The sequence below is a fragment of the Micromonospora sp. NPDC005707 genome, from assembly GCF_040631005.1.
Classification (GTDB): Bacteria; Actinomycetota; Actinomycetes; order Mycobacteriales; family Micromonosporaceae; genus Micromonospora.
Genome location: NZ_JBEXYR010000008.1, coordinates 264,869 through 277,968, shown reverse-complemented (window position 1 = coordinate 277,968; position 13,100 = coordinate 264,869). Strand labels below are relative to the sequence as shown.

Annotated in this window: 10 protein-coding genes; 7 read left to right on the top strand and 3 right to left on the bottom strand. The window is 72.5% G+C overall.

The genetic code is table 11. The features are described from left to right. Positions 1–33 precede the first annotated feature (33 nt). The gene (locus tag ABZ452_RS18710) at positions 34–2,076 is read right to left on the bottom strand and encodes a S8 family serine peptidase (RefSeq protein WP_357944183.1); all 2,043 of its coding nucleotides are present in this window, start codon (positions 2,074–2,076) and stop codon (positions 34–36) included. Positions 2,077–2,243: 167 nt separating this feature from the next. Beyond that, on the bottom strand, positions 2,244–3,704 hold the full coding sequence (locus ABZ452_RS18705) for a CCA tRNA nucleotidyltransferase (RefSeq protein ID WP_357944180.1): 1,461 nt from the start codon (positions 3,702–3,704) through the stop codon (positions 2,244–2,246). Positions 3,705–3,835: 131 nt separating this feature from the next. Between ABZ452_RS18705 and murJ the strand changes: the two genes are divergently transcribed. The 7 genes from murJ (at position 3,836) to ABZ452_RS18670 (ending at position 12,204) form a co-directional block, all read left to right on the top strand. Then, positions 3,836–5,575 (top strand): murein biosynthesis integral membrane protein MurJ, encoded by a 1,740-nt coding sequence (gene murJ / locus ABZ452_RS18700; RefSeq protein WP_357944178.1) that lies wholly within the window; start codon positions 3,836–3,838, stop codon positions 5,573–5,575. A 430-nt stretch (positions 5,576–6,005) separates the two neighbouring features. Continuing rightward, positions 6,006–7,619, top strand: coding sequence for a protein kinase family protein (locus ABZ452_RS18695; protein ID WP_357944175.1), 1,614 nt, complete (start codon positions 6,006–6,008; stop codon positions 7,617–7,619). Between the two features lie 43 nt (positions 7,620–7,662). Next, positions 7,663–8,394, top strand: a complete 732-nt coding sequence (sigM, locus tag ABZ452_RS18690; protein ID WP_357944172.1) for an RNA polymerase sigma factor SigM — start codon at positions 7,663–7,665, stop codon at positions 8,392–8,394. After that, positions 8,391–9,362 carry a hypothetical protein gene (locus tag ABZ452_RS18685; RefSeq protein ID WP_357944169.1) on the top strand — a complete coding sequence of 324 codons (972 nt, stop codon included), beginning with the start codon at positions 8,391–8,393 and terminating at the stop codon, positions 9,360–9,362. Before sigM ends, ABZ452_RS18685 begins: the two co-directional genes overlap by 4 nt. A 177-nt stretch (positions 9,363–9,539) precedes the next feature. Then, positions 9,540–10,493 carry a thioredoxin-disulfide reductase gene (trxB, locus tag ABZ452_RS18680; protein WP_357944167.1) on the top strand — a complete coding sequence of 318 codons (954 nt, stop codon included), beginning with the start codon at positions 9,540–9,542 and terminating at the stop codon, positions 10,491–10,493. A gap of 38 nt (positions 10,494–10,531) precedes the next feature. Continuing rightward, the gene (gene trxA / locus ABZ452_RS18675) at positions 10,532–10,855 is read left to right on the top strand and encodes a thioredoxin (RefSeq protein WP_073836974.1); all 324 of its coding nucleotides are present in this window, start codon (positions 10,532–10,534) and stop codon (positions 10,853–10,855) included. Between the two features lie 188 nt (positions 10,856–11,043). Further along, positions 11,044–12,204, top strand: a complete 1,161-nt coding sequence (locus ABZ452_RS18670) for an N-acetylmuramoyl-L-alanine amidase (RefSeq protein WP_357944164.1) — start codon at positions 11,044–11,046, stop codon at positions 12,202–12,204. Between the two features lie 12 nt (positions 12,205–12,216). Here the strand turns inward: ABZ452_RS18670 and ABZ452_RS18665 are convergent, their stop codons facing one another. Further along, the gene (locus ABZ452_RS18665) at positions 12,217–12,882 is read right to left on the bottom strand and encodes a GNAT family N-acetyltransferase (RefSeq protein ID WP_357944161.1); all 666 of its coding nucleotides are present in this window, start codon (positions 12,880–12,882) and stop codon (positions 12,217–12,219) included. Positions 12,883–13,100: the final 218 nt, after the last annotated feature.

Here is a 13,100-nt window from a genome sequence, read left to right as displayed (position 1 = left end):
TGGGGACTCCGGCGGGCGCCGTTATGTGGACGGTCAGATGACCGCGACGACGAACTTCTCGCCGATGCCGAGACCCAGCGTCCCGCTGTCCCAGTCGATGGTGCGGCTGGAGATGAGTTCGCTGGCGCCGGTGCTGCCGGCCGTGACCGCCTGCCCGTCGATGTCCGCCCGGAGGTAGATCGAGCCGTCCGGGTTGTAGTCGAGGAAGTCGAACGTCTCCCAGACGCCGATCGAGTCCGACCGGGCGATCAGCGGCTTGGCGCCCGCGCTCTCCGCCACGACGAACTTGTTGTTCGCCAGCGACCGGATGCCGACGTAACCGTCGCCGGCGCTGACGATCTCGAACTTCTCCCAGGCCCCGACGCTGGCGGACCGGGCGATCAGCGGCTTGGCGCCGCCGCTCTCCGCGGTCACGAACTTGTTGTTCGCCAGCGACCTGATGCCGACGACCGGGGCCGGCGCGTCGAAGTCGAACCTCTCCGCCGTGCCGATGGCGGTCTTGCTGGCGATCAGCGGGGAGGTGGTGCTCGGCGCGGTGACGTACCGGCCGTTGACGGTCGCCTTCAGGCTGATCGTGCCGTCGGTGTTGTCGACGATCTGGAACGTCTCCCAGGCGCCGATCGAGGCGGACCGGGCGATCAGCGGCTTCGCGCCGCCGCTCTCCGCGGTCACGAACATGTTGTTGGCCCGCGCCCGCAGCCCGACCAGGCCACTGCCGGCGTCGACCACGTCGTACTTCTCCCAGGCCCCGATGGTGGTGCCCCGGGCGATCAGCGGCTTCGTGCCGCCGCTCTCCGCGGTCACGTAGCGGCCGTTGACCCGGGCCTTGAGCCCGTACGAGGCGCGGGCCGTCGGGACCGTGCCGACGTGCAGGAGCCGGTCGATCGAGCCCATGGTGTCGTGCACGGCGCCGCCCACGCCGGTGGTGACGACGGCGTCGCGCACCTGCTGCGGGGTCCAGGTCGGATGCGCCTCGAGCAGCAGCGCGGCGGCGCCCGCCACGTGCGGGGAGGCCATCGAGGTGCCGTTCATCGCCACCGAACCGTCGGTGGTGCCCATCGCGGCGGAGACGATGCCGGTGCCCGGCGCGAAGGTGTCCAGGCAGGGGCCGTAGTTGGAGAACCAGGCCCGGAAGTCGACCTGGTCGGTGGCGCCGACCGTGATGGCCGCCGGCACGCTCGCCGGGGAGACACCGCAGGCGTCCCGCCAACTGTTGCCGGCCGCCACGGCGTACGTGATGCCGGAGGCGATGGAGCCGGCGACGGCCTCGTTGACGGCCTGGTCGGTGATGCTGAAGCCGAGGCTCATGTTGGCCACGGCCGGCCCGGTGGCGTGCGCGGTGACCCAGTCGATGCCGGCGACCACCTGCTCGCTGTCACCGCTGCCCTCGCAGTCCAGCACCCGGACCGCGACGAGCTTGACGTCCTTGGCCACGCCGTACTTCGTGCCGCCGATGGTGCCGGCGACGTGCGTGCCGTGACCGTCGCAGTCCTGGGCCACGTCGTCCTTCTCGATGGCGTCGTAGCCGTAGCTGGCCCGCCCGCCGAAGTCCTGGTGGGTGATGTCGATGCCGGTGTCGATGACGTACGCGGTCACGCCGGCCCCGGTCGCCGGGTAGGTGTAGACGCCGTTGGCCTTCGCCGTGGTCTGGTCGATCCGGTCCAGGCCCCAGGACGGCGTGCCGCTCTGGCTGCCGGTGGCCGACGCGCGCTGCACCTGCTGGACGTACGCGACGTCCGGATCCGCGGCGAGGCGCTCGGCCTGCCGGCGGTCCATGCTGGCGGAGTAGCCGTGCAGCGCCTTTCCGAAGACCCGGCGGACGGTGCCGCCGTGCTCACCGGCGAGCGCCGACGCGGCGGACCGCACCTTCGCGGCGCTGGCCCTGCCGTCCTTCAGGACGACGATGTAGCGGCCGGGGACCGCCTCGGCCGCGTCGGCGCCCCGGACCGGAGCACGCTTCGGGCCGGCCGGGTCGGCGAGCGCGGGGCCGCCGCTGGCGGCGCAGATGATGGAGGTTGCCGAGGTGAGGGCGAGCCCCACGAGGGCAGAGCGGCGCAGCGCGCCGTGATGTCTCACTGAGAGTTCTCCCCGTGTCCAGCGACCGTCCGGACCGGACGGGCGGATGCGATCAGAACCGCCTCACCCTCGAACGGGGAGGCCGGTGATGACCAACATCATGCGGGAGACATCTACCGTCGCGCGTCAACCGTTCGGTCGACACGCCGGCGTATCGTCGTCAGCCCTCAGCCGAGGACGCCCTGCTCCCGGGCCCAGCGCAGCAGCTCGGCCTCGGCCTCGTCCCGCTCCAGCGGGCCGCGCTCCAGCCGCAGCTCCTTGAGGTGTTGCCAGGCGCGCCCGACGACCGGCCCCGGCGGCACGCCGAGCAACTCCATGATCGCGTTGCCGTCGAGGTCGGGACGGACCCGAGCCAGATCCTCCTCGGCGGCGATCCGGGCGACCCGCTCCTCCAGCGCGTCGTAGTCGGCGGCGAGCTGGGCCGCCTTGCGCCGGTTGCGGGTGGTGCAGTCGGAGCGGGTCAGCTTGTGCAGGCGGGTCAGCAGGTCACCGGCGTCGGTGACGTACCTCCGGACCGCCGAGTCGGTCCACTCGCCCCGGCCGTACCCGTAGAAGCGCAGGTGCAGGCCGACCAGCTTGACGACCTGGGACGTCACGTCCTTGGGGTAGCGCATGGCCTTCATCCGGGCCTTGGTCAGCCGGGCGCCGACCACCTCGTGGTGGTGGAAGCTGACCCGGCCGTCCGGGCCCACCGCCTTGGTGGCCGGCTTGCCGACGTCGTGCATGAGCGCGGCCATCCGCAGCACGAAGTCGCAGCCGTCCTCCTCCATCGACATGGCGTTGGCGACCACGGTCAGTGTGTGCTCGTAGACGTCCTTGTGCTGGGCGTGCTCGTCGATCTCCAGCTTGAGCCCGGTCAGCTCCGGCAGGAAGCGCTCGGCCAGCCCGGTGTCGACCAGCAGCCGCAACCCGGTGATCGGGTCGGCGCCGCAGAGCAGCTTGGTGAACTCGTCCCGGATCCGCTCGGCGGTGATCCGGTCCAGGTCGGCGGCCATCCGGGTCATCGCCGCGCGGACGTCCGGGTGGACCGTGAAGCGCAGCTGGGCGGCGAACCGGGCCGCGCGCAGCATCCGCAGCGGGTCGTCCCGGAACGACTCCTGCGGCGTGCCGGGGGTACGGATGATCTTCGCGGCCAGGTCGGCCAGGCCGCCGTACGGGTCGGTGAACCGGTGATCGGGAACGCTGACCGCCATGGCGTTGACGGTGAAGTCCCGGCGCTTGAGGTCGTCGACCAGGTTCGTGCCGTACTCGACCACGGGGTTCCGGCTGACCTGGTCGTACGCCTCCGCGCGGAAGGTGGTGATCTCCAGCCGGAGCCCGTCGCGCTGGCAGCCGATGGTGCCGAACTCCCGTCCGGTCTCCCAGATCGACTCGGCCCAGCCGCGGATGATCCGGATGGTCTCGTCCGGGTGGGCGTCGGTGCAGAAGTCCAGATCGTCACCGAGGCGGCCGAGTAGGGCGTCCCGGACCGAACCGCCCACCAGGTGCAGCTCGTGACCGGCCTGGACGAAACGCCGGCCCAGCTCGTCGGCGACCGGCGAGACGCGGAGCAGTTCGGCGACGGCGTTGCGCTGCGCGGCGGTCAGGTCGCGGCGGTCGGCGGCGTGGGAGGCGGAGACTTCGGACATGGGATCGCCAGCCTATCGGGCCGGGGCCGTGGCTCCTGCGCCGGGCGCGGGTAACGGGCCGGGGTTGACTAAGGTTTCGGTTGGGCGGGACCAGCGAGGCCGGCTCTGGCGTACCCCTTGGAGGCTGGGAGATGAGCGGCGGGCTCTACCGCAGCGCGAACGCGCACGGCGACGGCCTGCCGCCGGACGACGGCGCCACCTTCATCTCGGCGGAGCCGCTGAACCAGCCGGGGGTCGAGGCGACCGCGCCGCCCCAGGAGGTGGTCGCGGAGACCAGCGCCGCGGCGAACAGCGCGGTGATGGCGATCGGCAGCCTGGTGAGCCGGGGCACCGGCTTCATCCGCAACCTGATGATCGGCGCCGCGCTCGGCAACGCGGTCGGCAACGTGTACACCACCGCCCAGTTCCTGCCCAACCAGGTGTACGAGTTCCTGCTCGGCGGTGTGCTCACCAGCGTGCTGATCCCGGTGCTGGTCCGGCGCCGCAAGCTCGACCCGGACCGGGGCGAGGCGTACGCCCAGCGGCTGCTCACCCTCGCGGTGCTCACGTTGGCCGCCGCCGCGCTGCTGGCGGTGGTCTCCGCGCCGGTGCTCACCGCGATCTACGCCGCCGGCAAGGACGCCACGTACAAGGGACTGGTCAACGACCTGTCCTACCTGATGCTGCCGATGCTCTTCTTCACCGGCGTGAGCGCGCTGATCGCCGCCGTGCTGAACACCCGGGGACACTTCGCCGCACCCATGTGGGCGCCGATCCTGAACAACCTCGTGGTGATCGGCGTCTTCGGCCTCTACATCGGCGTCCACGGCGCCAAGGCGCTACGGCCGGACCAGATGACCACCGGTCGGATCCTGCTGATCGGCGGCGGCACGCTGCTCGGCGTGGCGGTGCAGGCCGCCGGCCTGCTGCCGGCGCTGCGCAAGGTCGGCTTCCGGTGGAAGTGGCGGTTCGACTTCCGCGAGCTGGGCCTGCGCGAGCTGGCCCGGCTCGGGGCCTGGATGTTCTGCTACGTCGGGGTCAACCAGCTCGGCCTCTTCGTGGTGGTCAACCTGCTCACCCGGGCCGCCGGCAAGGAGAACGCCGGCCTGCTGATCTACAACAACGTCTTCCTGCTGCTGATGATGGCGCACGGCATCATCGCCGTCTCGATCATCACCGCGCTGATGCCCCGGATGAGCGCCGCCGCCGGCGAGGGCCGGTTCCGCGACGTCACCGCCGACCTGTCCCGCGGCACCCGGATGGTCACCGCCGTCCTCGCCCCCGTCGCGGTCTGCTACGCGGTGCTGGCCGGCCCCATCTCGGTCGTGATCTTCCGGTACGGCGCCTTCACCGGCGAGAACGCGGTGGCCACCTCGACCGTGCTGCTGGTGGCGGCGATCGGCCTGGTGCCGTTCGCGATCAGCCAGCTCTTCACCTTCGCCTTCTACGCGCTGCCGGACACCAAGACCCCGGCGCTGATCAACATTCCGGTCGTGGCGCTGCGGGTGCTCCTCCAGATCGGCCTCTTCCTCGCCTTCTCGGCCACCTTCGCGGCGGCCGGCATGATGCTCGGCAACGCGATCTCGTACGTGGCGGCGGCGGTGATCTCGGCGCTCCTGCTGCGTCCCCGGGTGGGCCGGATCGGGCTGGGCGGGATCATGCGGACCATGGGCCGGGTGGTGATCGCCGCGCTGGGCGCGGCCCTGGTCGGCCTGCTGGTGGTCCGGCTGCTTCCCGGCGACCCGGCGCACCTGAGCTGGCTGGCCGCCGCGGTCCAACTGGTGATCGGCGGCGCGGTGATCGGCGTGACCTACCTCGGGCTGGCCATGGCGTTGCGGATCGGCGAGATCACCGAGGTGGTGGGGATGGTCCGCCGCCGGCTCGGGCGGTGACCTCGACCAGCACCGATGACGGACGGTGAACGACGATCACCAGCCTGGGGATACGGCTGTGGATAACTCAGGGTTCCCCCGCCCAATGGGCCTCTCGGCCTGTGGACAACCAACCGTACGGCCGAGGGTGACCGGCGGGAGCAGGGGAAACACACCGGTGTCACGGAGGCCGCCACACCGGTGCGCCCCTGCGCCGACTACTTGCCGTCAACATCTAGATTGAGCGTGCGTGTCCCAGCGACGTGGCCCGACCGGGCCGTTCACCCGACCGATCCCCACGGTCACTGGCGTCCCACCGGCTACGGCGGGAAGATGACATGTCGGAGAACCGGGCATCCCGGGTAAGGTCACTCTCGACGGGCACGGCGGGTGCCGACGCGGGCGTCGACACCGGTCTGCCGGTTCCAGCCAAGGCAGAGCGGGAAGCCACATGCCCAGCAGCACGGGTCCATCGATCGACACGATCACCGAGGGAGGACGGGTGACCCAGGTCGGCGAGGGTCAGGAGGCGGAGGAGACCTCTCCTCCGGTCGTGACCTTCGGTGCTCCCGCGGTCGGTGAAGTCCTGGCCGAGCGGTACGAGCTGGTCGAGCACATCAACAACGACAGCGCGGGCCGGCTGGTCTGGCGCGGGGTCGACGTCGTGCTGCGCCGTCCCGTAGCGGTGGTCCTCCGCTACCCGGGTGGCGACTCCGCCACCGAGATGCTCCAGGCGGCCGTCGCGGCCAGCCGGGTGATCCACCCCAACCTGGTCGGCGTCTACGACGCGATCGACGAGGCCGACCGGGCCTACGTGGTCCGCGAATGGGTGGACGGGCAGTCGCTGCGCGAGATGGTCACCGCCGACGGTCCGCTGGACCCGGCCCGGGCCACGGCCATCGGCAGCGCCGTCGCCAGCGCCCTCGCCGCCGTGCACGCCACCGGCATGGTGCACGGCAACGTCCACCCCGGCACCGTGATGATCAGCGACGACGGCCGCGTGGTGCTGGCCGACGCGCGCACCGACGGTGCGGACAGCCAGGAGAACGACCTGCGGGCGGTCGGCGGGGTGCTCTACTTCGCCCTGACCGGCCACTGGCCGCACGGCGAGGCCCCGCTGCACGGCGCCACCGCCGGCCACGGGCGCGCCGCCCTGCCCGACGCCGTCCGGGACGCCGGCGGCGCCATCGCCGCGCCCCGGCAGGTGCGCGCCGGGGTGCCCGCGTACCTCGACGACCTCACCATGGACCTGCTCGACTCGGAGATCGCCCCGCCCTCGTCCGACGTCCTGTCGGCCGAGCTGAACCGGCTCGACATCCCCGCCGACGAGCACTTCCTGGATCAGCAGGCCGGTCCGCTGCGCTTCACGGCCGACACCGAGGACGAGCCCTCGCCGCTGGCCGCGGCCGGCGGCCGCAAGGTCGCGCTGGGCATCGCCGCCCTGCTGGCGGTGGCCCTGGTCGGGCTGCTCATCGGGATCAGCGCCCTGGGCGACGACAAGGACCCGGGCAAGGAGCCGGTGGCGCAGCCGTCCAGCAGCGCGCCCGCCGGCGGCACCACCGCCCCGGCCGCGCCGGTCCGCAAGCTCAACATCCAGGACGTCCGGATCATCGACCCGGAGAGCCGGGACCGCGCCGAGGTGCGGAACGCCGAGAAGGTGATCGACGGCGACCCGAACGAGGGCTGGGAGACCGCCAGCTACCGGAACAACGGCAAGTTCGGCGGTCTGAAGAAGGGCATGGGGATCTGGATCGACCTCGGCGCCCCGCACACGGTCAAGTCGATCAAGGCCACCCTGTCCTCCACCGGCGCCTCGGCCGAGCTGCGCGCGGGCAAGGGCGAGTTCCCGTCCAGTTCCTCGGGCGACAAGGATCTCGTGGCGGCCTACACCGAGCGGATCGGGCAGCCGTTCGAGGACCACGACGGCACCACGATGGTCTTCGACGGGTTCAACCCGGAGGCGAAGTACCAGTACCTCCTCTTCTGGATCACCGAGCTGCCGGCGAAGGACAGCGGCGGCGGCTGGAAGCTCGGCGTCCAGGAACTGACGGTCGAGGGCTCGTGACCCGTTCGCCGCACCCGGTGCACCACCTCCGCCGGACGTGGTGATGGCGGGTCGCGGTGGGCGTACGCCCGAGCCGGCGACCGGGGACGGCCCGCCGGCCGGGGTGTCCGACCTCGACCTGCTGCGGGCGCACGTCGCCGGCGACCGGGACGCCTTCGCCGAGCTGTTCCACCGGCACCGGGACCGGCTCTGGGCGGTGGCCCTGCGGACGGTCGGCGACCGCGAGGAGGCCGCCGACGCCCTGCAGGACGCGCTGCTGTCGGCGCACCGCGCCGCGGCCCGGTTCCGGGGTGACTCGGCGGTCACCACCTGGCTGCACCGGATCGTGGTCAACGCCTGCCTGGACCGGATCCGGCGGCGCCAGACGCACGCCACGGTCCCGCTGCCGGACGGCGTCCACACCGACGGGGAGCCCGGCCGGCACACCGGCGGGGTGGAGCCGGCCGCGCCGGCCCGGGACCACGACACCGCCCTGGTGGTCCGGCAGGCCCTCGCCGCGCTGCCGGTCGAGCAGCGGGCGGCGCTGGTCCTGGTGGACGTGCAGGGCTATCCGGTGGCCGAGGTCGCCCGGATGCTCGGGGTCGCCGAGGGGACGGTGAAGAGCCGGTGCGCCCGGGGTCGGGCCCGGCTGGCCGTGCTCCTCGGGCATCTGCGGACCGGCTCCGACGAGGTCGCGGACGTGCCGCGGGTCACCGGTGGGAACCCGCGGCCACCCGAGGGCGTCGGATCCACGTCGGGACGGTCCCGGCGGGATGCCAGCCAGGAGGAGACGTGACTTCCCGGGAGTTCAGCGAGGTCGACCACGACCTGCTCGCCGACTACCTCGGCGGGGCGCTGGACGGCACCCCGGAGCAGGCGACCGTCGCCCGGCTGGTCGAGCGGGACCCGGCCTGGACCGAGGCGTACGAGGCCCTGGCCCGGGCCGTCGACCTCGTCCAGGCGGACCTGGCCGGCTGGGCCGCCGAGCCCGGCCCGGAGCTTCCGCAGGCCGTGGCCGACCGGATCACGGCGGCGCTCGCCGGCGCCGGCCCGGCCCCCACCGGCGACCTGGCGTCCGACCCTCCCGAGCAGGCCTCGACCCCGGCCGCCGTGCCGGCACAGCCCGGCCGGGGCACCCATCCGGCGGGCGGGACGGGCCGGCCGGGCCGGAACACCGGACCGGGGCGCCGTGCCCGCCGCTGGACGCGGCTCGCCGGTCCGGTCGCGCTGGCCGCCGCCTCGGTGACCGCGGTCGGGTTCGGGATCGGTCACCTCGTCGACACGGGCGCCGGCCGGATCACCGGGGCGTCCGACAGCGCGGGCAGCCGCGCCGACGGCAAGGCGGCCGCTCCGCTGGCCGCCGGGGCCTTCCAGACCACCGGTCCGGCCCTGCACAGCGGCACCGACTACACCCCGGACTCCCTCTCCCGGATCCCGGGCGGAGTCGCCGGGCCCTCGGCGGCGGCGAGCGACAAGGCGAACTCCGCGGGTGGACCGGAGGGGCAGCGGGTGTTCGAGGCCGCCGGGCTGGACCGGCTGGCCCGCCCCGAGGCGCTGGCCTCCTGCCTGTCCGAGATCGGCGCGGAACACCGCGGCGGCCCGCTCACCGTCCACCTGGTCGACTACGCCCGGTTCCAGGGCAACCCGGCGCTGGTGGTGACCTTCACGGACGGGGGCGGCGCCCGGTGGGCCTGGGTGAGCGGACCCGAGTGCGGGGTCCCCGGGTCCGGCGCGGACACCCGCTTCACCACGCGGGTAGGGTGAGGTCGCGGTCACCCGGGCGGGTCTGCCACGTGACGTGACCCACCGGATGACCGGCTCGGGAATCCCCGCTTCGTACGATGACGTTCTGCAAGTCAGGTGCCGCTGTCGCTGAGCTGTCGGCACTCGGGATCGACATCGGTGCGCGCCGGTGACGAACACACACATCGGGAGACGGCAGTGGACGAGGTCCGCAACCTGATCATCATCGGCTCCGGGCCGGCCGGCTACACGGCGGCGGTCTACGCCGCGCGCGCCAACCTCAAGCCGCTGGTCATCGAGGGCGTGCAGTCCGGCGGCGCGCTGATGACCACCACCGAGGTGGAGAACTTCCCCGGTTTCGCGGACGGCATCCTCGGCCCCGAGTTGATGGACAACATGCGCAAGCAGGCCGAGCGGTTCGGCGCCGAGTTCCTCACCGACGACGTGACCCGGGTCGAGCTGAAGGACACCGGCGAGGTCGGCTCCAACACGGTGAGCACCGTCTGGGTGGGCGAGACCGCCTACCGCGCCAAGGCGATCATCCTCTCCACCGGCTCGGCCTGGCGCCCGCTGGGTGTGCCGGGCGAGCAGGAATACCTGGGCCACGGCGTGTCGTCCTGCGCCACCTGTGACGGCTTCTTCTTCCGTAACCAGCACATCGTGGTGGTCGGCGGCGGCGACTCGGCCATGGAGGAGGCCAGCTTCCTCACCCGGTTCGCCGAGTCGGTGACGATCATCCACCGCCGCGACTCGTTCCGCGCCAGCAAGATCATGGCTGCTCGCGCCCTCGGCAACGAGAAGATCAAGGTCGAGTGGAACAGCGTGATCGAGGAGATCCTCGGCGACGACGGCAAGGTCAGCGGCGTACGGGTGCGCAACGTGCACAACGGTGAGAGCAAGGTGCTCGACGTCACCGGCGTGTTCGTGGCGATCGGTCACGACCCGCGCAGCGAGCTCTTCCGCGACCAGGTGGAACTCGACGACGAGGGGTACGTGAAGGTGCAGGCGCCGAGCACCCGGACCAACATCCCGGGTGTCTTCGCCGCCGGTGACGTGGTCGACCACACCTACCGGCAGGCCATCACGGCGGCCGGCACGGGCTGTGCGGCCGCCCTGGACGCCGAGCGCTTCATCGCCACCCTGCAAGGCTGAAAGATTTTCACGAACAGGTCCCGGAGGAGGGGTTCATAGTGGGAGCAACCAAGGCGGTCACGGACGCGAGCTTCGCGAGCGACGTGCTGAAGTCCGACAAGCCGGTTCTGGTCGACTTCTGGGCGGAGTGGTGCGGTCCGTGCCGCAAGGTCTCGCCGCTGCTGGAGGAGATCGCGGGCGAGATGGGTGACCAGGTCACCATCGTCAAGCTCAACATCGACGAGAACCCCGAGACGGCGCGCACCTACCGGGTGATGTCCGTGCCGACCCTGACCATCTTCAAGAACGGCGAGCCGGTGCAGTCCATCGCCGGCGCCAAGCCCAAGGGTGAGCTGGTCAAGCTCATCGAGTCGGCGCTCTGAGCCGACGCCCGACACCGCCGGAACCCCCGTCCGCCCGATCCCGGGTGACGGGGGTTCCGCGTTCCTGACCTGTGGCGAATTCGTGATCGTCGGTGACCGGCCACGGTACGCTCCGTAAGGCGTCCCCAGCGGGGAAGCACCTCCGTCGGAGTCTCCGGCCAGCCAGCGTCCGTGCAGAGGGGGTCGTCGTGCGTCCGATCCGACCCGGTGACCGGGGACCCGCGGTGGCCGAGATCCGCACCGTCCTCACCGGCCTGGAGCTGCTCCCGGCCGGCCGCGGAGGCGAGGAGTTCGACGCGGAGACCGAGCGCGCCGTCCGGGCGTTCCAGCAGTCCCGCGGCCTCAGCGTGGACGGGCGGGTGGGCGCGGAGACCTGGCGGGCGCTGGACGCGGCCCGCTGGCGGTTCGGCGCGCGCACCCTCTACCACGCGGTCCCCGAGCCGCTGATCGGCGAGGACGTCCGGTCGCTCCAGGAACGGCTCCTGGAGATGGGGTACGACGTGGGCCGCGCCGACGCCATCTACGGCATCCGCACCTCCCGCGCCGTCGCCCAGTTCCAGCGGGAGATGGGGCTGAAACCGGACGGAACGTGCGGCCCGCACACCATCAACGCGCTGCGCCGCCTCGGCCGGAAGGTCGTCGGCGGGCGGCCGCAGTGGCTCCGCGAGTCCGACGCCATCCGGCAGGCCGGGCCGACCCTGGTCGGACGGACCGTGGTCATCGACCCGGGGCACGGCGGCACCGACCCGGGCGTGGTCGTGCCCGACGGCCCGCTGCGCTGGACCGAGGCGGACCTCGTGCACGACCTGGCCAGCCGGCTGGAGGGGCGGCTCGCCGCGGCCGGCGTACGCGTGCAGCTCACCCGGGGCCCGTCCCCACGGACCTGCCTGCCGGACGCGGACCGCGCCCAGCTGGCCAACTCCCTCGGCGCCGACGTCTTCATCTCCCTGCACACCGACGGGCACGCCAACCCGGCGGCCGACGGGGTGGCGACCTACCACTACGGCACCGACAACGGCGTCACCTCCGCCACCGGGGAGCGGCTGGCCGGGCTGGTGCAGCGGGAGATCGTGGCCCGCACCGGGCTGCGGGACTGCCGCACCCACGCCAAGTCCTGGGACCTGCTGCGCCTGACCCGGATGCCCGCGGTCCGGGTCGAGGTGGGCTACCTGACCTCACCGGCCGACCGCGAGCGGCTCGTGGACCCCCGGTTCCGGGACCGGCTGGTCGAGGCGATCGTCGCCGCCGTGCAGCGGATGTACTACCCGATCGAGCGGGACGTGCCCACCGGCTCGATCGACGTGAGCGAGCTGCGGGCGGTGGTGGCCGCCGGCACGGTGGTCGACTGAGCCGCCCGGGCCTCAGCTCATCGAGCGGGTGGCGGGAGCCGGGCGGACCGGGCGGAGCAGCGTCTCCGGGCTCATCGAGCCGAGGAGCTTCTCCAGCGCGTACTCGACGTCGGACTTCCAGCTGAGCGCCGTGCGCAGTTCCAGGCGGAGCCGGGGGTAGCGCGGGTGCGGCCGGACCGTTTTGAAGCCCACCGAGAGGAAGAAGTCGGCCGGCGCGAGGCAGGCCCGGGTCGGGTTGTCCCCGTCGTCGCCGAACTTCGCGTCGCCGAACGCCTCGATCGCCTTGATCCCACGCTTGGTGAGATCCCGGGCCACCCCCTGGACCAGCATCCGGCCCAGGCCGCCCCCGGCGAACGACGACACCACGTTGGCGGTCATCAGCAGCGCCGCGTCCGCGGAGACCGGCGAGGTGGGAAACGCCATCGAGCGCGGGACGTACGCGGGCGGGGCGTACATGACGAAACCGGCGGGCATGCCGTCCACGTACGCGAGCTTGCCGCAGGAACCCCACTCCAGGAGCGTCTGGGAGACCCAGGCCTCCTTCTCCAGCCCCGGGTCGCCGGCGGCGCACGCGCGCTCGGCCGAGACCGGGTCGAGCTCCCAGTAGACGCACTGCCGGCAGGAGCGGGGCAGGTCCTCCAGCGTGTCCAGGGTCAGACTGACCAGACGTCGCGACATGAGCACCCCACCCATAGGCCCGGAGCGGAGACCACCGAGGTCTCCCGCCGCCTTACTGCCCCCGACGAGCGATCGTACGCTCCCGCCCGACGCTACGGGAGAGGACGCGCGAACGCCCACCCGAGCCGGGGAGAGGGGCCGGTCCGGGATGTGGACGTACCCACACGGTGGGCCCGGTGCTGGCGGGCGCCGACTACGATCGACCAACCGGCCTTCCG

Bases quoted from the DNA above. Each gene is read 5' to 3' on its own strand.
- ABZ452_RS18665 (WP_357944161.1), bottom strand. From the start codon at position 12,882: ATGTCGCGACGTCTGGTCAGTCTGACCCTGGACACGCTGGAGGACCTG.
- murJ (WP_357944178.1), top strand. From the start codon at position 3,836: ATGAGCGGCGGGCTCTACCGCAGCGCGAACGCGCACGGCGACGGCCTG.
- ABZ452_RS18695 (WP_357944175.1), top strand. From the start codon at position 6,006: ATGCCCAGCAGCACGGGTCCATCGATCGACACGATCACCGAGGGAGGA.
- ABZ452_RS18705 (WP_357944180.1), bottom strand. From the start codon at position 3,704: ATGTCCGAAGTCTCCGCCTCCCACGCCGCCGACCGCCGCGACCTGACC.
- sigM (WP_357944172.1), top strand. From the start codon at position 7,663: ATGGCGGGTCGCGGTGGGCGTACGCCCGAGCCGGCGACCGGGGACGGC.